The organism is Streptomyces puniciscabiei, assembly GCF_006715785.1.
Taxonomy (GTDB): Bacteria; Actinomycetota; Actinomycetes; order Streptomycetales; family Streptomycetaceae; genus Streptomyces; species Streptomyces puniciscabiei.
The window spans coordinates 220,978-243,631 of sequence record NZ_VFNX01000002.1; the positions used below are offsets into that span (position 1 = coordinate 220,978).

Genomic DNA, 22,654 nt, shown 5'->3' on the forward strand with positions numbered 1-22,654 from the left:
GCATCATCGACGCGGGGTGGAGCAGCTCGGTAGCTCGCTGGGCTCATAACCCAGAGGTCGCAGGTTCAAATCCTGTCCCCGCTACCAGAAGAAGGGGCCCGCAGGCGTGGGCCCCTTCTGCGTCTTCACCGGCCGGCATCGACCCGCCGTCACCCGCGGCCAGGTTCACCACTCCGCGCGGGTATGAGGCCAACGTGCCGGCCGCTGTGCTCACCTGACCACCGCCTACCGGACTGCGACGGAAGGCCCCGGCGGACCTGGCCGGAGGACGCGGCGTGCCGGGCGGGTTGCGACCGCCTCCGGCCCGGCCCGGCTCACGTGACCAGCTGGTTATGGAAAAAGGCCGGTCCAGTCGTGACGATCGACGCGATGCTCCCGGTCTCCGTGCGCCCCAGCCATACGATGCTCCCTCCTCCGGTCGGGAACGTCACGAGGTCGGCTCCGAGGGTCTCGTCGCTCGCCCGCTCGAACGACTCGCCCAGAGACTCAGTGGCCCGGGATGCGTCCTGCCGGCCCGCGTCGACGTCGAGCCAGAACCGGCGGAATGGCTCGGTCAGCGACGGCCAGGCCGTGGCGTCGGCGAAACTCCCCGTATTTTCCTCCGAGTCGAAGGTGGGCCGCTCACCGGGGACGATTCGCTCGATGCTCTCGCCGACGCCGAGGGCCGCCTCCCAGCAGGCCACGGGGGCATCGCTGACGAGGAGGCGGACAGCGACCTCCTCGCGGCCGTCGAACTGCTCGCCGTCGTACTCGTACGGCGCTTCCGTCCAGGAGGCCTGCACCCGGTGAACGCCAGCAGGGATCCGGTCCTTCAGTTCCCGGCCGGCCGGGGTGGGCAACTCCGGGTCGCCGTCATCCGGCCAGGGCGAGGCGACGACGAGTCGGCCGCTCGGCATCCGGATCGGACTCACCTCCGTCACCTCGACGACGTACACGGGTCCGGCATGCGTGCCCACCTGCGCCCCTGGAGTGAACACCGCCTCCAAGTAGCGGCTCTCTTCCGGACCTGCCGCCAGACGCTCATCTGATGTGTATCCCATGGCAACCGTAGGTTCCGGGAACGGACGGGCCCCATCGGCTTGCAGTCGAAGTCCACCGGGTTCCCCCCGAAGGGCCACGGGCCCGTGTCAGGCCGTGGCCCCTTGGTGGGCGTGGTGGGTCCGGGCGGTGGCCAGGTCCGCCGCTCGCCGGACCGAATCGGCGGAGGCGGCCAGCAGCGGCAGCCGGACGGCCGGGCTGGGGATGCGGCCCTGGGCGTGCAACACCCCTTTGATCACGGTCGGGTTCGGCTCGGCGAAGAGCGCGGCGGACAGCCGGGCCAGCTCGGTTCCCAGCCTGCGGGCCGGTCCGGCGTCACCGCGCTGCCACCGCGAGATGAGCTCGGCGTAGTCGGCGGTACGGATGTTGGCCGACGCCAGGATGCCGCCGGGGGCGCCGGCCGCGAGCAGCGGCGAGATGACGGCGTCATCGCCGCCGAGCACAGCGAAGCCCGGTGTCGGCGAGCCGAGCAGTTCCATCGCGGCTGCGTCGATCGCGCCGGTCGCGTACTTGACGCCGACGACCTCCGGCAGGTGCCCGAGCGCGTTCAGCGTGCTGGTGCTGAGGCGCTGACCGGTGCGGTACGGAATGTCGTAGACGACCAGCGGCAGGCCCCCGTGTTCGGCCAGTGCCGTGAAGTGCGCCAGCGTTCCCGCCTCGCCGGGCCGGGTGTAGGGCGGCGCGGGAACCAGCGCCGCGGCGACGTCACCGCTCTGAGCGAGCTCCCGCAGTGTCGTGATGGCGGCGGCGGTGTCGTTCGTGCCGACGCCGACGATCAGCGGAGCTGCGTGGGCCCGGCAGGCGGCCGAGCAGATACGGACCACGGCCTGCTTCTCCTCGGTGGTCAGCGTGGCCGCCTCCGCGGTGGTGCCCAGGGCAACGAGTCCGCGAGCCCCGCCGGCCGACAGCGCCTCGTCGGCGAGGCGGGCGAGCGCGTCCGGGGCAAGGCGCAGGTCGTCGGTGAACGGGGTCACCAAGGGGACAAACAGGCCGGTGAGGTTCGCTTCGGGCTTCATGCGCCCAGCCTGACCGACACAAACCCAATAGATCCAGTTGACGTTTCTTCGCTTATACGTAAGCTCACCTTATGCTCGATGTCCGACGTCTCCACCTGCTGCGCGAACTGGACCGACGCGGCACCATCGCGGCCGTCGCCGACGCGCTGTCCTTCACCGCCTCGGCCGTCTCCCAGCAGCTGAGCGTGCTTGAGCGCGAGGCGGGCGTACCCCTGCTGGAACGAAGCGGCAGACGGGTGGTGCTCACCCCCGCGGGCCGCACCCTCGTCACCCACGCCGACGCCGTCCTCGAACGCCTCGAACTGGCGGTCTCCGAGCTGGCCGGGGCACGCGAGGGCATCGGCGGGCCGCTGCGGATCGGCACGTTTCCCTCCGGCGGCCCCGCGATCGTGCCCGCCACACTGGCCGAACTGGCCCAGCGGCATCCCGCGCTGGAACCGATGGTGCAGGAGATCGACTCGGCGCGGGTCTCCGACGGCCTACGTGCCGGCGAACTCGACGTGGCCCTCGTACACGACTACGACTTCGTGCCCGCGTCCCCGGACACCACGGTCGACCAGGTGCCCCTGTTGGAGGAGCCGATGTACCTGGCCACGGGCGCCGCCACCGACACCGATCCCGCAAGAGGTCCCGCCGCCCGCGGTGACACGCTGGCGGAGCTGCTCGGACCGTGGGCCACGGCCCCCTGGATCACGGCCCGGGACGGCACGACCGGCCACGCGATGGCTGTACGCGCCTGTCAGGCGGCCGGTTTCCAGCCGCGCATCCGCCACCAGGTCAACGATTTCCGTACGGTCCTGGCGCTGGCCGCCATCGGGCAAGGCGCCGGATTCGTACCGGAGATGGCCACCGCACATGCCCCTGAGGACGTGGTCCTGACCCGCCTGCCCCTCTTCCGCCGCTCGAAGGTCGCCTTCCGCGCGGGTGGCGGCACCCACCCGGCGATCGCAGCATTCGTGGCCGCGGCGCGAACAGCGGTGGGCGCACGGGTCGTGCCTGAGTACTGATCGCTTCAGTGCGTTGAGTCGCGGGTCTTGTGCTCGGCGATCTTGGTCGGCAGGGTGTCCGGAGCGCGTGCTGAGCTTGTTCCTGACGACCTGTGGAGCGGCTGACCCCGCTGCTGCCGCGGGCTCGGTCCCTGAACGGGGCTATCCAGGAAGGCTCCGATCATTCCACTGCTTCAGGTGCTCCCTGCTCGAACGCGAGACGGCAGCGTTCAACCTGCCCGGCTACCTGGTCCATGAACCAGCGCATGATCTCGTAGGGGATGACGTGCTCGTCATGGCTGTGGATGTGGACGGCCGGCTCCAGGCTCCGGTCCTCGTCCGGTATCACCGCCACCATGAAGGCAGCTCCAGGCAGGTGGGTCTCCGCGTTGGGAACCTCAGCCCAGGCAGCCGGCGCCGGGACGGCCTCGCTCAGCTCCACGCACCAGGCGTCGTCCGGCAGGGCGTAGTGGAACTGGATGGCGTAGTGGCGGCCCGCATGAACGCGCAGCTCTGGCATGCCCGCAGGCTGCCACAGCCGCCACGCCGGAGTCTTGCGAGTATCCGCTCAGCACCTGGTGCCGCCGCCCCCGTCGACCATTCGCGGGACAGCCCTTAGGGGATGTCCTCAGTTGTGATCAACAGGCGTTCAGGAGACTGCTGGAGTCGTGGAGGGGCGGTGGCCGTCACGCAGCAACACCCCACCACACCGCCCAGGGCACGAACCCGACCACAGCCAGTACGACCGGGGCCAGGCGCAGCCAGACCGTCCAGCTGGGTGTCGGCCGTCGGCGCAAGAGTGCGGCTGCCGAGACACAGGCGGACACCACCGCGGCGACGGCAAGCCCCTGCACCACCAGCCACATAGCCGGACGGCCCCGTACAACGGGCGCCGCTGCACCGTTCCCCGCCGCGAAGACGGCGATCGGACAGGCCACCGTCGCCACGACCGCCAGCAGGCCGAGCCCGGCCAGCCACCGCATGGGGCGCAGGACCCGGCCCCGGAGCAGGAGGGCGCTCACCGGATAGACCGCGAAGCCCAGGAGCAGTAGCGCCGGGGCGAGACAGGTGTACCAGGCGTGGTCCGGTACGGGGGTGGCGGCGAGTGCCTGCCCGGGTGCGGGGGCGGCGCTCGACGCCGGTGGGCGGCCGGCGGCGACTGCCTGCACCCATGAGGACATGGTCTGCGCATAGAGCGGGGTCAACTCCCCTAGCTTCTTGCCGTGGAAGAGTGGGCCGCTGATCCGGTCGAACCCGCCCGACGTGCGGTGCCCGTTGTGCGCACCGTCGGTGACGAAGCCGATGACGGCGTGCTGGTTGCCTGCACAGGCCAGGGCCCCGCGGAAGGTGCGTGCGCTCTCCTGGGGCGGTACCTGCGTGTCGTGATCGCCCCACAGCGCCAGTACCGGCGTTCGGTGGAGCCGCTCCAGCACCGGCAAGGGGTCGTAGCCGGTCGTGGGGAACAGGCCTGTCGAGGCCATGAATTGGGCGGCGGGGCCGGCCACCGTGCGGCGGAACGGTCCCCCCACCCCCTGGTGCTGCAGGTGCGTGGTGAGGTTCCAGGTCTGGGTGCGCAGCGGGTCGTAGCCGGAGCCGCCGATGGTGATGACGAACGCGGCGTCGGTCGAGCGCGATGCGGCCAGCGGCGCCACCCAGCCCCCTTCGCTGAACCCCCACAGCCCGACCCGGCGTGGGTTCACCCCGTTCCTGGACTGCAGCAACCGCACTCCGGCAAGCGCGTCGTCGGCCAGCAGACCGAAGCCTCGGTGGAGCCGTGAGTAGCCGACGGTCCGCTTGTCGTAGACGAGCGTGGTGATCCCGGCCCTGCGTCCAGCAGGCCGTCGACCGGGGAGAGGTGCCCAAGGGCACCGATGTCCACGAGGTGATCCGTGCTGTCTCCGCCCCTCTCTACTACCGCCTGTTGACCACCGGCGACCGCATCGACGAAGCCGCCGCGGACCAAGCCGCCGAGGCCGCCGCGGCCGCGGCGCGTGCGGGAGCGTACGTGCGGGGCCACGAAGGCCGTGCGTGACCGGCTTCCCCCATCCGCCGCCGACGCGGGTCACCGTGCGTGATCTCCACGGTTTCCGGGCACCTCCGGCCTCGGCGGCGCGCTGCGCGGCGGCGGTCGACGCGTTCGCCGCACCGCCCACCGGCCGCCCCGCCAGGGAGCGTCCGCGCGGGGCCCAGAGGGCCGAGCCGGTCATTCGCCCCCGCCCCCACTCGGCCGGTGCCGTGCCCCGGAGCCGCACTTGCGTGATGGAGACCGGGACGGTCGGAAACGTCAGTGTTGATGCACCCCCACGGCGGTGACGCGAACGTCGAGCCGGAGCGGACTGTGCGGCAGCCCGTGTCACGGCCGGCGGGCGACATCGCGGACTGTCAGCAGCGTGAAGAGGCCCAGAACAGGACCGAGTGGTTCGCTGCGGTTGTGACGCCTCCGACGGGCAAGGCCCGGTGGACCTCGGACGACATCAACCGGCGGGTTGACCTCGCCGGCCCGCACCAGCTGGACGATCACCGGCGCCCGGTTCCCGCCGGCCGACGGCGCAGCATCCCCGGACCGAACCGCGAGAGCCGCCACGCCGCCGTCCCCCGTCCCGCGCCGATCTCATCCCCGGCCTCGTCAGCCCAGTTCAGAACGTGGGACGTCCCGAAAACGCGTCCTTTGACCGGCGGCCGCTGTGAGCCGTGAGCACAGCCGTGGAGCATGAACCCAAGCGACGTCCCGTGAGAGGGACTCGACCCGAAGGGGGAAGTATGCGGAAGACGATCACGCGATGGGCCGGCATGGCTGGCGCACTCGGTCTCGCGGCCGCGCTGATGGGTGCGGGGGCCCCGGCTCAAGCGGCGGTGGCGGCGCCTCATACGGCTGTCCAGCCGATGACCTACCGCTCCACCACGCTGTGGCTGCCGGACGGCAAGCGCACGGCGACGGTCTGGAAGACCTGGTACCGCAACTCCGACGGCCGCTACCACGGTCACTACGGCTTCACCTCGGCCAGCCACGGCGTGTCCGTCTACGTGGTCCTTTGGACCAGTGACAGGACCAAGTACCTGCCCACCGAGGGCAAGAGGTACTCCTACTCCGACGAGTCCACGGTCCAGCTCTTCGCCTGCGACAACTCCTACCCCAACGACGAGGACTGCACCGCCACCTGGTAGAGCACGTGGTGTTGCCGACACCTATGGCCAAGGCCACGGCAACACCGCCCTCGCCAGCAGCGCGCTGGGGTCGCGGATCGTGGGATGGCTCTCGCCCAGGTGAAGAATGCCAGCTCGAAGCGGCGCCGTGACCGGGCCCGCCACTCGACCAAGGGACGGGCGCCCTGCTCGTGGCCCGGGGTGCGAGGCGGCCTTCTGCTTCCAGCCGCTGCCGCTGCAGGCGTCATACAGGGGCGGGAACCGGTGCCCCTGCACGTCGGTGCCGTACTCCTGACCCTGGCCGCAGTCGCATTCGTAGATCCCGGGCTGGGGGACGATGGGAGGTGGCGCAGCCGCTCGGCCGTGGGATCGAGGGCTTCCACGTCCGTGCGTGACTCCTGTCCGGCTTCCGGCTCCTGCTCGCCGTGCCCGGCGGGCGGCGGCCGGGGGCGCGAACAGCTGCTCGGGCATCGCCGCCTGCTGATGCGCGACGACGTCGTACGCCCGAACCGCACGGCGACGGTGGTGGATTGTCTCCCACTCCCCCGGCGCCAGGTCCGAAAGCCGCGGCGCCGCGGTGTAACGAGCGCAACGGCACTGTCGTCCACGGGGCGAGGTCGTTCGTGGGGCTGCTCAGTATCGGCGCAGCAGCGGCCAGAGCACGGGCCATGGCCGGTCCGGCCCCGCGCAGAGCACCACGGCCGCGTGCTGCTCCTGGTTCGCCGTGCCGAGCCCGTTGTCGACCCGCGCCACCGTGTGGCAGGCGGTGAAGTGTTGCTCCAACTCGGCATACCCCGCTGGGTGGACGAGCAGCACCGGACCGGTGGCGCTGGCCGGTGGCGGGCCCCAGGCGTGCAGGCCCATGTGGCCGGAGTACGGTGCGGGCAGGCCGAGAGCGGGCCCGTACCGCGCGATGGCCCCGGCCTCGCCGTAGTTCGCGGTCAGCAGTACGGCGGTGGCTCGCTGGTCGGCGGGGATCGCTTCCCAGCCGGTGGCGGTGGCGCGTGCGAGCTGTGGCCAGCCGACCTCCTCACCGAGGTCGGGGTCAACGGCCATCGGCACGGTCAGCGCCGACGCGGGCAGCACCGGCAGGGCGGCCAGGGCGCCGGTGAGCAGGGCTGCGAGCAGTCCGCCGGCCAGTTTGGCGCGATGCTCGTGGATCCAGTGGGCGTATGGCTCGCAGCCGGCGGCGCTGATCGCGTACAGCAGCGGAATGGGGTAGTACCCCTTGCCGCCGCCGGCCAGCACCAGCAGGCACAGCACCACCCAGGCCACCACGACCGGTCGGGCCCAGCGCAGCTCCGGTCGGCGCGACAGCCGGCTCAACCCGGTCAGCCACAGGGGTGCCAGTACCGGGGAGAACTGGAGCAGTTGCATCGGCAGGGCGAGCAGACGCCCGCCGACTCCGACATCGGCGCTGATTCCGTGAGCCACCGTCAGCTCGGGCCAACCGCGCACGGCCTGCCACCACAGCGTGGGGATCGCGAAGGGCAGCGCGGCGAGGACCGCGGTCAGCGGGCCCAGCAGTGCGCGTGGACGCGGTACGAAGAAGCCCCGCGGTCCGGCTGTCAGCGCGCCCAACGCCAGGGCCAGCAACGGCCCCAGCACCAGCAGCTTGTTCAGCAACGCGATGCCCACCAACGCTCCCAGTACAGGCCACCAGCGGAATTCGCCCGTGCGCAGCAGTCGGAGCGTCAGCAGAATGATCGCCAGCCAGGCCGTCAGGTCGAAGGTCGCGGTGGAGAGCAGGTGGCCGATTCCCAGCGTGTAGCCCGAGCAGGCCGCGGCTCCCGCCGCGAGTACCTGCCCGCCGCGTTCGGCGCCCAGCTCTCGGGCGATCAGCGCGGTGAGCGTGATCGTGATCGCGGTGAGCAGCGCGGGCAGGATCCGCACGCCCGTCGGGGTGGGGCCGAAGAGCTCCGCGCCAAGCCGGGCCAGCAGCGGGGTGAGGGGTGGCTGGTCCGGGTAGCCCCAGGCCGGGTGCCGGCCGGCGAGCAGGAAGTACAACTCGTCGCGATGGAAGCCGTAGCGGCCCGACAGCGCGATCAACAGCGTCGCGGCCGCAGCCGCGATCCCCCCGACCGGCCCGGCTGCGAACCGCCGCGGGCACGGCTGCGCATCCCCCCGAACGTGCATGGCGGCATTCTGACAGTCCAGACGGAGCCGGAGAAGGTCCCCGAAGACGATGGGTCCCTGCTGCCGGTGAGAAGGGGTCGCTGAACGCCGTGGCTCTTCAGCCGACAGTCCCGCAGGATCCTCCAGTTCTTCAACCGCCGCAGGGCGTTTTCCACCCGGGCCCGCGCCCGGCAGTGGACGCCGTTGTCGCTTCTTGCCGTGGACTGAAGTGCATCTGACCTCACCGATTGCGGTGTGGAATGAGATCGCCACCACCGGGCGGCTGTTGGCGTCGATCACGACCGCAGGTTCGTCGAGTACCGATAGTTCTCGACAGCCGAACGGAGGGACAGGAGCATGGCCGACGGCGGCCTCCGCGGTCGTCGGCCCGCTATGGGCGATCCCGATCCGCAGGCAGGGCGAACAGGCCGACGGCGGTGGCGACTGGCCACCACCCCGAGTTGCCGCTGCCGGCTGCCCTCCGATTCGAGACGGCTTCTGTAGCCCGCCACACACCGCAGGTCGCCTCCACCGCACCCGGAGCAGGCGACCTGCACGCCGCGGGCCGGCCATGAGCCGGCACCACTTGAGTGCCCAGCCAGCTGCGCGGGGCTCTCAGCTGATGCGAGTTCCTGCGCCACTGACACGGACGCGCGGGTCACCCGCGCGCAGCGTCACCGTGAGCTCGCCAGGGCGGCCGAGGTCTTCGCCCTGGTGCAGGGTGAGGACGGCGTCCTCGGGTACCAGGCCGAGTTCACGGGCATACGCACCGAACGCTGCGGCCGCAGCGCCGGTTGCCGGATCCTCGACGACGCCGCCGACCGGGAACGGGTCACGGACATGGAAGACGGTGGCCGACTCCCGCCACACCAGTTGGAGCGTGGTGAGGTCCAAGCGGAGCATCAGCGCTTCGAGGCGCGCGAAGTCGTACGCGAGATCTGCGAGGCGCTCGCGCGTCGCCGCCGCAAGAACGAGATGCCGGGCACCGGCGAACGCCACACGGGGCGGGAAGGCCGGGTCGAGATCGGCGGCCGGCCAGCCGAGCGTGGCGAGTGCCTCCGTGAGGTCGGCGTCGGCGATCTCCTCGATGTACGGCTCGACGCTGGTGAGCGTGGCCCTGACCGTCCCGCCGTCCTCGGCCACCTCCACCGGCACGATACCGGCGCGCGTCGCGAAAACGAGTTCCCCGGGGCCCAGCCGCTCGGCGAGCGCGACGGCGGTCGCGACGGTGGCGTGCCCGCAGAACGGCACCTCGGCCTTCGGGCTGAAGTAACGGATGCTGTATGCCCGCCCCTCCTGACCGCCGAGGCCCTCCGGAGGCGCTGTCAGGAACGCGGACTCCGAGTATCCAAGGTCGGCGGCGATCGCCAGCATGTCGCTGCCGTCCAGGGCTGCGGCGTCCAGAACAACGCCGGCGGGGTTTCCGCCATCGGGGGCACTGGAGAAGGCGGTGTATCGCAGCACCTCGGGCTGCGGCGCATTCGTCGTCATGCTCGTAGCAACGCGAGGCAGCCAGCGGCTATTTCACAGGAGCAGCCCAACCGAGGAGCTGATCGCCTGCGACAGACCCCGGCGGGAACCAGTGACGGGTGTTTGCGGCCCTTCGCATCCACCGGGCCCGTCTCGCTCGCCGAATGCAGTCGGGCCCGAAGGAGGGGCTCAGCCTTCGGGTTCCCGCGCCAGGGCAGGGAGAAGGGGCAATGGCCGGGCAAGGCCTGCCGGCAAGCACTCCCCCGCGGTTGGCGGTGCCACAGCCGGCTCGGGGACCGGCCACAGCACCGCAACGCCGCCAGAGGAGTGCCGCCCCGATGAGTCCGTGACGCCACGCGGCACGTCCTACGCCTGTAGACGTGGCCGGCTCGAGCGGGCGAGAACGAAGACGGCACGGTTGCCGCTCAACGCAGTCGGGTCAGCCGCAGGCCCGCCGTCGATCGGTCCGGGTGGCAGGCGACACCGTACTCCCGGCCGAACCGATCGGCCTCCGCGACGAACCGCCCATCGGGTACCCGGCCCCATCGGGCTTCCGGTTCCGCTTCTCGCCGACGACGCTCGCCCAACGCCGCTACCGAGCAACCGGGTTACTGACGCGCTCGCTCTCATCCTGCACGAGCAATGAAAGCAGAGAGGCCACGGAGAGGCCGGCTTCCGCTGGATGGCGCAGCACCTTGTCCGGCTCGATGCGATAGGTGTTCGTGCGCCCATCACGCGTGTGGGAGAGGTAACCGTCCTGCTCAAGATCGGAGATGATCCGCTGGACGGCGCGCTCCGTCAGTCGGCAGCGGGCGGCAATGTCGCGGATCCGGACGTTCGGGTTGTCGGCGATGGCTGCCAGTACGCGCGCGTGGTTGGTGATGAACGTCCATCCGGTGTGGGGTTCGGGCACTCCAGCCATGCCCAGCATTTTACGGCACACCATTGCCGGAACCCAGATACATGACATACTTTTCACGTATTCGCTGACTACTCCCGCGTTCAAGAGGCACGGAAGGAGCCTGAGGGTGTCCTGGGATGAAGGTGTCATGCCAAGACTCATGAGCAACATCGGCGGGAAGCAGTGGTCGGACCAGGCCGGCGAGGACGTCCCGGAGGCTACGGTGATTCAGTACGAATGGCGCGGGGCCTGGGTCGTCGCCGCTCACGGCTCCTACGACATGCACTCGATCCCGCCTCTGGCGGACGCACTGAGCGCCGCCGCCAGCAAGCATCCGAAGGTGGTCCTGGACACCTCAGGGGTTGTCTTCGCGGACTCGTCGTTTCTCAATCTGTTGATCCTTACCCACCAAACGGGCACCCTGCGCGTGGTCGCCCCACCCCAGCAGCTTCAGCGGCTCTTTGAGATCACCGGAGCCGACAACGTCCTGGAGATACGAGAGACGGTGGATGACGCTGTCGTCTCCTGAGTCCCCCCGCCGGAGAGGTCGGCCGCGCGCCACTGGATTCAACCGCCACCCTTCAAAAGGACGAGGCCGGCGGCCCGTACCGTACGGCCAGCAGGGCCACGTCGTCGTCGTTGTCCGGTGGGCGCGCCCGCGCCAACAGCTCGTCTGTGAAGGATTCCAGGGGGCGGTGGGCCAAGGACGCGGCGTGGCGGCTCAGACGCGTCAGACCCTCGTCCAGGGTGTGGCTCGGGGACTCGATCAGGCCGTCGGTGTAGAGGAGCAGGGTTGCCCCGGGTGGCAGTTCCGCTGTCGCGTCGGGGCGGACCTGGGCGGGTGTGACGCCCAGCAGGATCCCGTGGCCGTCGGTCAGATAGCGGGCCATGCCCTCATGGGTGACCAGCAGCGGCGGTGGATGACCCGCGTTGGTCCAGGACAGCTCGCACTGGCCGGCGTCGTTCTCACTCATGCGGGCAAAGACCAGCGTGGCCATGGAGACCTCCGCGATGTCCAGGGTCGCCCGGTCGAGCCATTCCACGATCTTGCTCGGTGGCTTCTGCTGGGACACCGCGTACGCGCGGAGCATGTTGCGCAGCTGGGCCATGCCGGCCGCGGCGTCCAGGTCGTGGCCGACGACGTCGCCGATGGCGAGGGCGGTGGCGCCGTCCGTCAGGGTGAACGCGTCGTACCAGTCGCCGCCGACCTCTGAGGCGTCCGGCGCGGGCAGGTAGCGCGCGGTCATGCTGCGGCCGGGCGTCCGCGGGAGCTTCGGCAGCAGATGGCGTTGCATGGTTTCGGCGACCTTGCGCTGGCGCTGGTAGAGGCGGGCGTTCTCCAGGCCGAGGCTGGCACGTCGGGCGATGTCCTCCAGCAGGGCGGCGTCGGTCGCGGTGAACCGATCGGGCTGGTCGGCGCGGCCGAGGGTGAGGGCGCCCAGTACGTCGTGCAGGCTGCGGAGGGGGACCACGATCGCCGAGTGCATGCCGGTCGCCTCGAACAGGCGCCGCTGCTCCACCGCAATGCCGGAGTCGGGCGGTCCCTGGTAGGTCTCGGGGCCGGCGAAGGAGGACGTGACGCCGCGCAGCGCGCGGGACAGGGGCATCGGGGACTCCTGCGGCACCGGCGGCATGGGCCCTTGGAGGTCCTCCCGGAACACCACCGTTCCGCCTTCCGCGTGGGCGACGGCGAAGCGCGATACTTCGTCCCGCTCGCTGATCAGGTCGATGACGGCCCAGTCGGCGATGCGGGGCACCACCAGGTTGATCAGGCGGCGCAGCGCCTCGTGGATGTCCAGGGTGGAGGTGAGCAGGGTGGTCGTCTCGGCGAGCAGAGCGAGCCGTTCGAGTTCGGAGAGCCGTCCGCCGGCCGGTGGCCGCTGGGCGGGACGTCCGGCGCGGCCGACGGAGTGAAAGAGGAAGAGCGTGACCGACGGACGGATACCGATGTCGCAGGGTGTGGCCAGCCACGCCACCGGCAACAGCGTGCCGTCTCCGCGCTCGAGCCACTCGTCCTCACCCTGCTCCGTGCGCCCGCCGAGGGCGCTCTCCCGCATCCGGCACTGGGCTCTCGACACTGGTTCCCCGCAGCTGGTGCGGTGCAGTAGATCGTGGGCGTCCTGGCCGACCAGATCCGACGCGGGGCGGGCCAGGAGTTCCTCGCCACGCGCGTTGACGGCGAGGATGAAGCCCTGCTCGTCCGTCAGGTAAGCACCCGTACCGAGGGCGTCGAGAGCCCTGACAACCGCTTCCCGCGGACCATCCGGGCCCCTCATTGCTGCCTCCCGTCACTGGAGGAATCACCTGGGCCATCGCTGCGATCCGGGTTCCCCCTGGGACACGGCCGACCCTCGCAAGGCGCACCGGACCGAGCGGGGACCAGCGGGGAATCACGGTTCAAGCAGCCGCCCGACGCGACCACCGCAACGCCGTTCACCCTGGTCAGCGCGCGAGCCCGCGGCAAATGATCGCAGCTTCCCAGGCTGCGATCATGGCGAGGCGATCAACTCCGCGCCGCCCTGCGGCCCGGTCGGCGCGGCTTGCTCCCGTCGACGGCACCGCACCGTGGCTGAGGTCGGTGGGGGTGCAGCGAGGCATGCGCACGCTTATCCGTCGACACACCCGCCAATCCGCCGACGCACCCGCCAGCGTGGCTGACTGTCGTCGGATGAGGTTCATACAGTCCCCATCGAAGGTATCCGCTGTTGACGGACTGGCTGATGCGTATGGACTGGCTCTGGGCCGTCCATGAGCCGTGCGCGGTCACCCGATGCCAACCAATAACGACCGAAGCTCACGGCATCCGACCAGGTCAGAGCAGTGAGCCTTGGTTCAGTCCTGCTGGGCAGCGAGACCGGTGATCAGTAGACCGACGGCTACAAGGCGGTCTGCTCGATGAACATCACCCCGCAGCGGCTGACCGCCGCGTCGAACGCGCCCGCCTCGAAGCCGTGCACCTGTCGCCTTGGGCGAAGGAGACATTGTGATGCTCTCCCCCTCCGCACGGGACCGCGCATCGGCCAGCATGGGAGCGGAGCGGTCGAGGCTCGGCGCGTGCCCTCGGGTTGCGCGGAGGGCGGCGAGCCATGTGGTCTGCCCGGAGCCGAATCGGTCCTGCGATTGCGTGCCTTCGTTTCCAACGGCGACCTCGAATCCCACTGGCGCTTCCGAGGTCAGGCTTGGCGGGCATAGGACGCGAGACGATCGGCGAGCGCGATGACAAGGTCGCGCAGTTCATCGGGACGCTCGATGACGAACGGCCGACCGAGTGAGGCGAGTACTGGCGGCAACCAATCGAGCCGCTCCGCCCGCAGCTCGACGCGCAGCCAGCGCTCGGTCGCCCCGTCCTCGCCCACCGCGGGCGCGTGCTCCTCCACGCTGGCGACGCTGGCGGGAAGGTGGGCGTGGATCTGCTCAACCGTCCCGTGGATCCGCAAGGTCACCTCATGCCGGTACTCGGCCGTGGCGAAGCCTGACAACACGCGCTGTGCAGGAGCGGGACCCACGGGTGCTTCGAATGAGCCGGGCAGGGTCCGCGCGTCTGCGATGCGATCGAGCCGGAAGGTTCGGTCCTCGCCGATCTCGGCGTCCCTGCCCGTGACGTACCACCGGCCCGCGTGGGCGACGATCCCGTCTGCGTGCAGCGTGCGTTCGCTGCGCCGTCCGCCGCGGTCGGTGTAGCGGATCGAGACCGGTCGGCGGTGGCGCACCGCATCGGCGATGGTGAGCAGGACCTCGGCATTCGGGGTGTCGTAATCATCGAGCTGATCCGTGAAGGCGAGAGCTTCCAGGAGTGCGTCGAGCCGACGGGCGATGTGCTTGGGCAGCACCCGCCGGATCTTCGCCGATGCCGTCTCGCTTGCCGTCTGCTCTGTCGTGGTCAAGCCTGCTCGGCGGCCGGCGACCAGGCCGAGCAGCACGGCCAGCGCCTCGTCGTCGCTGAGCATGAGCGGAGGCAAACGGTACCCGGGGGCGAGCCGGTACCCGCCGTAGCGGCCGCGCACCGACTCCACGGGCACGTCCAGGTCGATCAGCTGGTCCACATACCGCCGCACGGTGCGCCCTTCGACGCCGAGTCGGTCGGCGAGTTCGGCCACGGTCCGGGTGCCGCCCGACTGCAGCAGCTCCAGGAGTGTCAGCACGCGGCCGGTAGGTCGAGGCATGGTCGCACCCTAACGCGAATACAGGACCGATTCTGTCCCCTATTTCTCCTAGCCTGCGACGTGCACGCCTCCAGCACCGCCAAGGAGAACTCCATGGACTTCGTCTCGATCCGCATCATCACCAGCGACGTAGCGCGCCTCGTCGAGTTCTACGAGCGAGCCACAGGGGCGCGGGCGACGTGGGCCACCAAGGACTTCGCCGAACTCAAAACCGCGGGCGCCACGCTCGCGATCGCCGACACCCGCACCGTCACGCTGTTTGCCCCGGGCTCTGCCCGCCCGGCAGACAACCACAGCGTGATCATCGAGTTCCTCGTCGACGACGTGGACCGCGTTCACCAGAACCTGACCGGCTTCGTCACCGACTTCGTCAACGAGCCCACCACGATGCCCTGGGGCAACCGGTCGCTGCTGTTCCGTGACCCCGACGGCAACCTCGTCAACTTCTTCACCCCCGTCACCCCAGCGGCCATCGAAAAGTTCGCACGCTGACGCCAGGCAGAGCCGCTCACGCCGGGAGCCCGGAGATCCCAGGGCTCCCGGTGCATGCGGCCGCCGAGTCCAGGAGCGCCACCAGCAGGGGACATCGGAAAGCACCGCTGCCCCCGAAGGACGTCTGGCTGGTGAACGCGTTACTGCGTCTGGACTGGCCAGGGACGGCGCCGGTGGACCTGACGCAGGTGCCGAGCACCGACGCGGACACGGCGCCATGTACGACGCGCTGAACCTCGGAACCGTGGACGTTCCCCGTTTCCCGTTTCCACGCTTGCCGAGGCTCGGGGCCGTGTCGTGGTCGGCATGGAGGCTGCTGCGCTCACTCGCATCTGCCTGAAACAGCTGGGAGCCGGCGCCGCTGCCCGGGTCCGCCAGCGTGCCCGCCGCCCGTTGCCGATGATGATCAGCTCAGCAGCGGTGGCCCAGACGTGCGGCCCGTGGCTGCTTCCGGTCCTCAACACCGGCGCCGGTCATCTCGACGCGCCCCTCGCCTTCTCCGTCAAGGGCCCGGTCGCCGCGGTGAACGCCGTCCTGCCCGGCATGCGCGCGCTGGGCAGAGGCACCCTGCTGTTCGTCAACGGCGGCAGCGCCGTACGCCCCCACCCCGAGCGGGCGGGCACCTCAATCGCCTACGCCGCCGAGAGCGCGTACGCGCGCATGCTCCACGACGCCCTCGCTCCGGAGAACATCCACGCCACCCAGCTGATCATCGCCGAAGCCATCCGGCCGGACGCCGAGCACAGCAGTCCCGCCCTCCTGGCCCGGCGCCTGTACGACGTCCATCGCACGCGCGAGGGGTTCCCCGGGTATCTGCAGCTGGCCTCCCGCGGATTGACGGAGACTCACCTCTTCGCCCGCTGGCCGCGAGCCCGCGCCGCGCCCCTCAGGGTTCGGTGTCGTGCCCAGGTATGACGCGGCTTCGCGCGGTCCGACCGAGGGTGCCCATCGGAACGGGAACTGCGGCTGACTTCACGGCCGGCTTTCGCCGGGACGATGGAACGGTCCCCGGAAAGCAGTACCCGTGCGAGAGGAAGTACCGAAGATGGCCAAGCTGCAGAGCCTGGACCCGATGACGCCGATGTTCGCGCAGTTCAAGGAGAAGAGCGGGCCCATCGTCCTGGCCAACACCTTCTTCGTTCCGAAGGAGAGGACTGAAGCGTTCCTTCCCCTCTTCCGGAGGCAGGCGGAGTACATGAAGGCTCAGCCGGGATTCGTCTCCCTGCGGATGCACAAGGGAACGGCGGGCAGTCAACTCATGATGAACGTCGCGGTCTGGGAGTCGACCCAGGCGCTCGCCACGGCGTTCGGCAGCCCGGAGTTCCAGCGCATGGCCGCCGAGTTCCCCGACGACATCGTGTCGTACCCGCACATCTTCGAACCGGTCGACGTGTGACACAGCAGCGGTAGCCGGGTGAGGGCAGTCGGAGAAGCCCCGCCCTCACCCGGGCAGTCACCCATCCATGCACCATGCCGGGCCGCCGAGGCCCGCCGAGCACCCCACCACGCGTAGCCCCGTCCCCGAAGAGGAGTCACCATGACCGTGGAACTGAATCACACCATCGTCCCCGCCCGTAACCCGCAAACCTCGGCGCAATTCCTGGCCGAAATCCTCGGCCTGCGAGTCGATCCGCCGGTGGCGCACTTCACGCCGGTCACGCTGGCCAACCGGGTCAGCCTGGACTACGACCAGCTGGACGACTTCGAGGCACACCACTACGCGTTCATGGTCAGCGAGCAGGAGTTCGACGCCGCCCTCGCCCGCATCCAGCACGGCGGAATCACCCACTACGCCGATCCGGCATGCCAAGAAGTTGGGCAGATCTATCACAGCAAGCACACCGAAGGCCGCAGGGGCACCTACTTCCGCGACCCCGACGGACATCTCATGGAACTCCTCACCCCGGGCGGCGCCGGGTCGTGAGGCCGATGGCCGCCCAGCGGAACATGGCTTCGCCGGGGGCGGGATTGCATTCGCTACGGTGTGCTGGTTGATCAGCCCGTTTCTGTGTTACCCGGCCAGGGCGAGGCTGTGCAGGCGGGCGATGCCGGGCATGGGGTGCTGAACGCCGGCACCTTTCAGGCGGCAGTCGCGGAGGAACCCTCCAACTCTTCATCCAGGCGAAGACGAGCTCGACGTAGGTGCGGATCTTACGGGCCCGGGGCAATTGAGCTTCGGGCGTGCTGGGCTGGTGGGTGATCAGCAGGTGGTGTCGCGGACGAGGACGAGTTCGGTGCTCGTCCGTCGGTGGGTGGCCCGCTGCGCGGATCGGCCGGAGACGAGCGAGACGATCGCGAGATGGGTCTCGGCGTGGGTGTCGCGGCGTCCGTGTGGCCGTCTCCATGTCCGCCAAGGCCGAAAACCGGTGGACAGTTCTCCGGCTCTGGGTGAGCATCACCGCGATGAACAACGAACCTCTCTCCGCCCCCAAACGCGTCCGTTTCGTCGAGCTCAGTGCAAAGGCACTGCGGGCGCTTGCCGACGGTGACCTCGCTGGCGGCAGCGCCGAGGCCGGGGTCGCCCTTGACGAACACTTCGTCGGTGAGCGAGCCCGCTGGATCTTCGGCTACCGCGCCGACCAGCTCGCCAAGGACCCCTCTGCCGCGCCCTGGATCACGCGTGCCGCGGTGTCCGAGCCGGACGGGGTCGTCGTTGGCGACGCCGGGTTCCACGGGCCGCCGGATGAGGCCGGCATGGTCGAGGTTGGCTATACCGTCGTGCCCGGGTACCGCCGCCAGGGCTATGCCCGCGCCATGCTGAGGGCGTTGCTCGTCAGGGCCGCGGCCGACCCCGACGTCAGGACCGTGCGCGCCAGGATCGGATCCGACAACACCGCCTCCCTGGCGTGCATCGAGGGCTTCGGCTTCACGCGCATCGGCGAGCAGGGGGACGAGCGCGACGGACTCACGATCATCTTCGAGGTTCCGGCAGACGCCATTCAGGCCGGGTAGCTGTACGGTCTCGGCGGACACGGTGATCGTCCCGGTCGGGCCGTGACATGAGAAGGGCCGCACGGGTTGGGCGAGTTGTGAAGCTGACCTGGGCCCGTACGGCCTGTTCCCATCCTGCCCTGTCCGGCGTCTCACGCGCACATTCCGGCGAGTTGTTCGCCGAACTCGCCACGGCATGGGAGGCTGCGCGGCAGTCCGCGCTCCGCGAGGCCCGGGGCGGGGAGCGTCGGAGGGGCGGAGGGTGCCGGCAGAAAGCCCAAGCTGGTCTTCCTCGATCGGCTGCTGGTCACCCTGGTCCATCTGCGCCATCAGTTGCCGCATGCGGTGCTCGCCGAGCTCTTCGAGGTGGATCGCTCCACCGTCTCCGCGGCCATCCGCCAGGTCCGCCCGCTGCTGGCAGCCCGTGGTTTCGCTGTGCCCGACCGGCCCGGCCTGCGGCTGAAGACGCTGGAGGACGTCTTCGCCTACACCGAGGCGGAGGGCGTTGAGCTGCGGCTCGACGGGGCCGAGACCCAGGTCCGCCGCCCGCAGGCCGACCGTCCTGGGCGCCGGGCGTTCGTCTCCGGCAAACGCAAGCAGAACACCATCAAGACCACCACGTTCAGCGAAGGCCAAGGCCGCCCCCTGCTGTCCGGCTTGGTCCGCCCGGGCCGGATGCACGACCAGACCGCCGCGCGGACCGAGGGCATTGCCGAGCAGTTCCGCACCCGTCCCGGCGTGAAGGCGAAGGTCGATTCCGGCTACCTCGGGCTGGCCAAAGAGTTCCCCGGCCAGGTCAGCGCCCCACCGAAGAAGCCCAAGGACGAGGCGTGCGACGGTGACAAGCATGCCTGGCGCGAGACACGGCGACGGCAGTCCCCGGCGAGGATCTGTGTGGAGCACACCAACGCCGAACTCCGCCAATGGGCACCCCTGCGCCGTTTCACCGGACGCCGCGATACCTACGCCGAGACCCATCTCACGATCGCCTCACTCGTCTCCGACCGATCCGCGCAGCGGGCCACCCGCCGACGGACGAGCACCCAACTCGTCCTCATCCGCGACACCGTCCGCTGATCACCCACCAGCCGAACCACCAGGCGAGCACGCCCGAAGCTCAATTTCTCCCCAGACCGTTACGGTGAGAGGCGTTGTGTGTGCCTCCTTCCAGTCCGGGGGTTCGGTCCGGCTGCGTTCGCGTCGGTGCGGGATGACCAGGCCGGTGCCCCGGTAGCCGCCGTCCGCGATGACCGTGGTGCGGCCGACGGCGTCCTTCGTGCCGGACAGCTCCCACGCCTTGCAGTCGTTACGGTTGCCGGGTAAGGGCGGGCCGACGGCGAGCACGAGCCGGGTGTTCCTGGTGCGGGATTCCAAGCGGGCCACCGCCAGAGCGCTTCTGGGACGGCCCGCGAATACGTGGGCTGTGACTTGCAACCGGCGAACTACGCCGATCAGCGATCCCACCACGCGGGCAGCTCCGGGACGTCGAGCAAGAACCCACCCCGCCGACCGGGCAACACACCGATCGCCGATTCGACGCCGTGGCGACGCTGGAAGTCGCGGGCACGCTCGGCGTTCCGCTCGGTGAACCTGAAAGCCTTGCTCGCCTCGTGTGTGCATCCGTTGCTGGGATCCGTCCAAGCCACCTTGAGCCGCACCGTCCAGTGCCCTGGCCCTCGCGGGTTCTTGACAAAAGCGGTGCGCGCCGCGACGACCTTCCCCCGCACGGCCGGGCCGGAGCGCCGCCGCCGTCGCAGGCGCCGGTAGTGCGCACAGCGCAGCAGCCTGGTCCAGCAGATGACAGCGACAACGGCTCCGCCGATGCCAACCAGCGGGATCGCCGTGTCCACGGTAGTCGGGTCACCGGTCAGCCGCGTTGCGAGGACAGCGGCAGCCATCGCGCCCAGAGCAAACCCGACGAAGGGCGTGACAATGGCTCCCATGACCAGGAGCGTGATCCGGACGATCCGCATGAGAGGCGATCCTAGGTGATCAACTCCAAGGGATCGCTCCGGGTGTTCGTCAGCTCAGTTGCCGTACGGATATGAGCAGATGACGGTGGTCTTCACGCGCCGTGTCTTCCTCGTCCGGTGCGCCACTGAGTAGTGCCCGCCGGCCTGGGCCCAGAAGTTCAAGACGCACTTGGGAGGCGTTGAAGGAGTTGAGCGCTTCCAGCAAGTACGCCGGGTTGAAGGCGACCGCCAGATGATCGGCGCCGGCCAATGTGGCCGCGAGCTGCTGTGAAGCGATGTCGTCTTCGTACCCCGCTTGCAGGAGGACGGTTCCCTGGGCGGAGAAGTCGAGCCGGATCGGGCTGTTCGGCTCCGCGACGACCGCGACACGGCGGACCGCGTCGGCGAGCGCCTCCCGCTCCGTGACCGCGACTGCCGGGCTGTCCAGTGTGAACAACTTGTCGTAGCGTGGCAGCCGCCCCTCCAGCAAGCGTAGTGTTGTACGCATCCCGGTTCCCTCGAAGGCGATCGAGCCACCACTCGAGCCGCCCGTGCCGTTCAACCCGATGCGGAGCAGCCCCGACTTCGTCAGCGCACGGGAGATCTCGGTCAGCCTGCGGCCGGGAACGACCACCTCCACCGCATCGGAAACCGCCCCCTCCGGCTTCCACGGCACCACACGCACGACATACCGGTATCGGTCCGTAGCGGCCAACGTCATGGACTCGCCGTCCAGCCGGAGCTGGATCCCTGTGAGCACCGGGAGGCAGTCGTCACGGCCGGCGGCTATCACGACCTGTGCGACCGCCGCCGCGAACTCTGCCGCATCCAACGTTCCGCGAAAGGCGGGGAGCCTGGGAAGGGCCGGATACTCCTGTATGGGCAAGGTCGACAGGCCAAAGCGCGTACCGTCCCCTTCCATCGTGAAGCGCGCTCCTTCCAGCGCGCACGCCACCATCGTCTCGGGCAACACCCGGCAGATGTCCAGCAGTCTGCGCCCGGGCACGAGCACCCGACCGGCTGTCAGCGTCTCGGCCGGGACCTCGACGGTCGCGGACGCCTCGTAGTCGAAGCCCGAGATACACAGCTGTCCCTCCGCCACGTCCAGCATCAAGCCGCCCAGCACGGGCACCGGCGAACGTGCGGGCAACGACCTGGCCGCCCAGGCCACGGCCTCGGCGAGAGCGCCTCGCTCGATCCGGAACTCCATCCGTACATTCCCCATCGCGTCGCACCAGTTGGTCCACGCACGCTATATGTCGCCACTGACAACGCTCGGTCCGTCCCGGCACGCCCCGCACAGGGCGAGGGAGCCCACGATGGTCGTGACGCCCGACTTGGACTCCCTCGCGACCGCGCTCGGTGCCAGAACCGCAAGCTCCTCCTCCGAAAATCCAACGGGCGGTGTCGGCACTGGCAGTCCATGCGCTGGGGGACCTGCGCCGTTCCGCCACCGCGTCGCTCAACGCCGTTGAGCTGATTACGTCCCGTCGGCCACATCGGCTGGCAGGATGACGGCCCTTCCCCCGTTTGTCTGATCCCGCCGCACGGGTCTCGTGCAGGCGGCTCATCCGAGTCCGCCGCGCAGGCTGACGCAAAGCATTGGGGCGCGCGTGAGCATGACTCGCATGAGCATTCACCCGCCTTCGTCTCCCGCCCCGTCCGCAGCGGCGCCACCCCGATGGGCCATCCGAGCCGCGCACCTGACCACACTGGTGGTCCTGCCGAGCGGGCTCTGGCGCATGGCCTTGGTGCTCGGATACCCCGCCGGTTACACAGAGACGGGCTTCAGGCCCTTCGACACGTTCGGGGCCAAGGTGTGGATGCTGACGCTGAGCGTGCTCTGTGAGCTCGCCACCCTGCTCACGATCGGCCTGGTGCGGCCGTGGGGCGAGGTCGTCCCGCACTGGATACCGCTGATCGGAGGACGAAGGGTTCGTCCCATGGCCGCCGTCGTCCCTGGCCTCCTCGGCGCCGCGATTCTGACCGTGATCTGGGGCAACGTCCCTTGGTGGTGGACGTATCCACACGAGAACATGACACCTACCGGGAACCTGGTCGTCGGCGTTCTCTACCAGCCGTTGGTCCTCTGGGGCCCCCTGACCGCAGCCGTCACGATCTCCTACTACCGCCGCCATCGCACCGCGCAGCGCCGCAGTTTGGCCGGTTGACGAACCCGACGCCCGTGGCTGGGCTCATTGGCAGCGGACACCGGCTTCCAGGTGCTGTCCCTTCTCGTGCGGCACAGCCACTGCGGGTTGCCAAGTAAGAGGCGGCAGACTGGCCTCAGCCCGAGCGGCTCGACCGCCCGCTACCCACCGGCTGGCCAGCGCGGAAGGTGACGCCGCACTCACGGCCGAACCGGTCGGCCTCAGCGCCGAGCCGGCGCGCGGTGCGCACCTTCTCCTCCAGGCCGTCGGCCGGGCACCGAGGTGCACGCACAGCC

General features: G+C 69.9%; 21 protein-coding genes, 1 tRNA gene and 5 pseudogenes. 13 read left to right on the top strand and 14 right to left on the bottom strand.

The genetic code is table 11. The annotated features are described in order from the left end of the window. The first annotated feature begins 10 nt into the window (after positions 1–10). Positions 11–87, top strand: a tRNA-Met gene (locus FB563_RS31875). Positions 88–314: 227 nt separating this feature from the next. On the opposite strand, the gene FB563_RS31880 is transcribed toward FB563_RS31875, so the two are convergent. Together FB563_RS31880 and FB563_RS31885 are read right to left on the bottom strand one after the other, a co-directional pair. Beyond that, the gene (locus FB563_RS31880; protein ID WP_055707389.1) at positions 315–935 is read right to left on the bottom strand and encodes a DUF4241 domain-containing protein; all 621 of its coding nucleotides are present in this window, start codon (positions 933–935) and stop codon (positions 315–317) included. A 192-nt stretch (positions 936–1,127) separates the two neighbouring features. Continuing rightward, the gene (locus FB563_RS31885; RefSeq protein WP_055707388.1) at positions 1,128–2,054 is read right to left on the bottom strand and encodes a dihydrodipicolinate synthase family protein; all 927 of its coding nucleotides are present in this window, start codon (positions 2,052–2,054) and stop codon (positions 1,128–1,130) included. 71 nt (positions 2,055–2,125) lie between these two features. Between FB563_RS31885 and FB563_RS31890 the strand changes: the two genes are divergently transcribed. Further along, positions 2,126–3,061, top strand: coding sequence for a LysR family transcriptional regulator (locus FB563_RS31890; RefSeq protein ID WP_055707387.1), 936 nt, complete (start codon positions 2,126–2,128; stop codon positions 3,059–3,061). Between the two features lie 160 nt (positions 3,062–3,221). On the opposite strand, the gene FB563_RS31895 is transcribed toward FB563_RS31890, so the two are convergent. Further along, positions 3,222–3,560, bottom strand: a complete 339-nt coding sequence (locus FB563_RS31895; RefSeq protein ID WP_055707386.1) for a hypothetical protein — start codon at positions 3,558–3,560, stop codon at positions 3,222–3,224. Between the two features lie 166 nt (positions 3,561–3,726). Next, positions 3,727–4,740, bottom strand: a complete 1,014-nt coding sequence (locus tag FB563_RS31900; protein ID WP_234357824.1) for an alpha/beta hydrolase family protein — start codon at positions 4,738–4,740, stop codon at positions 3,727–3,729. 122 nt (positions 4,741–4,862) lie between these two features. Here FB563_RS31900 and FB563_RS31905 point away from each other — a divergent pair. Then, positions 4,863–5,072 (top strand): annotated as a pseudogene (locus tag FB563_RS31905) (TetR-like C-terminal domain-containing protein); the annotation flags it as partial. 758 nt (positions 5,073–5,830) lie between these two features. Further along, positions 5,831–6,205 carry a hypothetical protein gene (locus tag FB563_RS31910; protein ID WP_142219124.1) on the top strand — a complete coding sequence of 125 codons (375 nt, stop codon included), beginning with the start codon at positions 5,831–5,833 and terminating at the stop codon, positions 6,203–6,205. Positions 6,206–6,817: 612 nt separating this feature from the next. Here the strand turns inward: FB563_RS31910 and FB563_RS31915 are convergent. The 4 genes and pseudogenes from FB563_RS31915 to FB563_RS31925 all read right to left on the bottom strand — a co-directional run bounded on the left by FB563_RS31915 (position 6,818) and on the right by FB563_RS31925 (position 10,691). Continuing rightward, on the bottom strand, positions 6,818–8,320 hold the full coding sequence (locus FB563_RS31915; RefSeq protein ID WP_055707384.1) for an ArnT family glycosyltransferase: 1,503 nt from the start codon (positions 8,318–8,320) through the stop codon (positions 6,818–6,820). A 68-nt stretch (positions 8,321–8,388) separates the two neighbouring features. Then, positions 8,389–8,576 (bottom strand): annotated as a pseudogene (locus tag FB563_RS45590) (transposase family protein); the annotation flags it as partial. A 338-nt stretch (positions 8,577–8,914) separates the two neighbouring features. Continuing rightward, positions 8,915–9,790 carry a PhzF family phenazine biosynthesis protein gene (locus FB563_RS31920; protein WP_055707383.1) on the bottom strand — a complete coding sequence of 292 codons (876 nt, stop codon included), beginning with the start codon at positions 9,788–9,790 and terminating at the stop codon, positions 8,915–8,917. 571 nt (positions 9,791–10,361) lie between these two features. Further along, a complete protein-coding gene (locus FB563_RS31925) occupies positions 10,362–10,691 on the bottom strand; it encodes a helix-turn-helix transcriptional regulator (protein WP_055707408.1) in 330 nt (109 codons plus the stop codon). 139 nt (positions 10,692–10,830) lie between these two features. Here FB563_RS31925 and FB563_RS31930 point away from each other — a divergent pair, with 139 nt between their 5' ends. Continuing rightward, the gene (locus FB563_RS31930; protein WP_234357823.1) at positions 10,831–11,199 is read left to right on the top strand and encodes an STAS domain-containing protein; all 369 of its coding nucleotides are present in this window, start codon (positions 10,831–10,833) and stop codon (positions 11,197–11,199) included. A 52-nt stretch (positions 11,200–11,251) separates the two neighbouring features. Here the strand turns inward: FB563_RS31930 and FB563_RS31935 are convergent, their stop codons facing one another. Together FB563_RS31935 and FB563_RS31945 are read right to left on the bottom strand one after the other, a co-directional pair. Beyond that, positions 11,252–12,946: a SpoIIE family protein phosphatase gene (locus FB563_RS31935; protein WP_055707382.1), complete on the bottom strand. Its 1,695-nt coding sequence runs from the start codon at positions 12,944–12,946 to the stop codon at positions 11,252–11,254. A gap of 897 nt (positions 12,947–13,843) precedes the next feature. Beyond that, positions 13,844–14,833: a helix-turn-helix transcriptional regulator gene (locus FB563_RS31945; protein WP_055707381.1), complete on the bottom strand. Its 990-nt coding sequence runs from the start codon at positions 14,831–14,833 to the stop codon at positions 13,844–13,846. A gap of 93 nt (positions 14,834–14,926) precedes the next feature. Between FB563_RS31945 and FB563_RS31950 the strand changes: the two genes are divergently transcribed. The 5 genes and pseudogenes from FB563_RS31950 (at position 14,927) to FB563_RS31965 (ending at position 17,249) form a co-directional block, all read left to right on the top strand. Further along, positions 14,927–15,325 carry a VOC family protein gene (locus FB563_RS31950; RefSeq protein ID WP_055707406.1) on the top strand — a complete coding sequence of 133 codons (399 nt, stop codon included), beginning with the start codon at positions 14,927–14,929 and terminating at the stop codon, positions 15,323–15,325. 128 nt (positions 15,326–15,453) lie between these two features. Then, positions 15,454–15,599: pseudogene (locus FB563_RS45595) on the top strand (NF041680 family putative transposase); the annotation flags it as partial. Between the two features lie 32 nt (positions 15,600–15,631). Beyond that, positions 15,632–16,240, top strand: a complete 609-nt coding sequence (locus tag FB563_RS44425) for an SDR family oxidoreductase (RefSeq protein WP_234357822.1) — start codon at positions 15,632–15,634, stop codon at positions 16,238–16,240. A 130-nt stretch (positions 16,241–16,370) separates the two neighbouring features. Beyond that, entirely contained in the window at positions 16,371–16,721 is a 351-nt protein-coding gene (locus FB563_RS31960; RefSeq protein WP_055709291.1) for an antibiotic biosynthesis monooxygenase family protein, read from the top strand. A 141-nt stretch (positions 16,722–16,862) separates the two neighbouring features. Further along, positions 16,863–17,249 carry a VOC family protein gene (locus FB563_RS31965; RefSeq protein ID WP_055709292.1) on the top strand — a complete coding sequence of 129 codons (387 nt, stop codon included), beginning with the start codon at positions 16,863–16,865 and terminating at the stop codon, positions 17,247–17,249. Between the two features lie 87 nt (positions 17,250–17,336). Here the strand turns inward: FB563_RS31965 and FB563_RS31970 are convergent. After that, positions 17,337–17,472, bottom strand: a pseudogene (locus FB563_RS31970) (IS5/IS1182 family transposase); the annotation flags it as partial. A gap of 196 nt (positions 17,473–17,668) precedes the next feature. On the opposite strand from FB563_RS31970, the gene FB563_RS31980 reads away from it, so the two are divergent. Then, entirely contained in the window at positions 17,669–18,277 is a 609-nt protein-coding gene (locus FB563_RS31980; RefSeq protein WP_324615876.1) for a GNAT family N-acetyltransferase, read from the top strand. A 312-nt stretch (positions 18,278–18,589) separates the two neighbouring features. Next, entirely contained in the window at positions 18,590–19,333 is a 744-nt protein-coding gene (locus tag FB563_RS31985) for a transposase family protein (protein ID WP_324615877.1), read from the top strand. A gap of 78 nt (positions 19,334–19,411) precedes the next feature. Here FB563_RS31985 and FB563_RS31990 read toward each other — a convergent pair. The 3 genes and pseudogenes from FB563_RS31990 to dnaN all read right to left on the bottom strand — a co-directional run. After that, positions 19,412–19,612 (bottom strand): annotated as a pseudogene (locus FB563_RS31990) (IS5/IS1182 family transposase); the annotation flags it as partial. A 95-nt stretch (positions 19,613–19,707) separates the two neighbouring features. Then, complete coding sequence (locus FB563_RS31995; RefSeq protein WP_055709294.1) at positions 19,708–20,229, bottom strand: hypothetical protein; 522 nt, start codon at positions 20,227–20,229, stop codon at positions 19,708–19,710. Between the two features lie 49 nt (positions 20,230–20,278). Next, the gene (dnaN, locus tag FB563_RS32000; RefSeq protein ID WP_055709295.1) at positions 20,279–21,418 is read right to left on the bottom strand and encodes a DNA polymerase III subunit beta; all 1,140 of its coding nucleotides are present in this window, start codon (positions 21,416–21,418) and stop codon (positions 20,279–20,281) included. A gap of 418 nt (positions 21,419–21,836) precedes the next feature. On the opposite strand from dnaN, the gene FB563_RS32005 reads away from it, so the two are divergent. Continuing rightward, entirely contained in the window at positions 21,837–22,379 is a 543-nt protein-coding gene (locus FB563_RS32005; protein WP_425281748.1) for a hypothetical protein, read from the top strand. Positions 22,380–22,654: the final 275 nt, after the last annotated feature.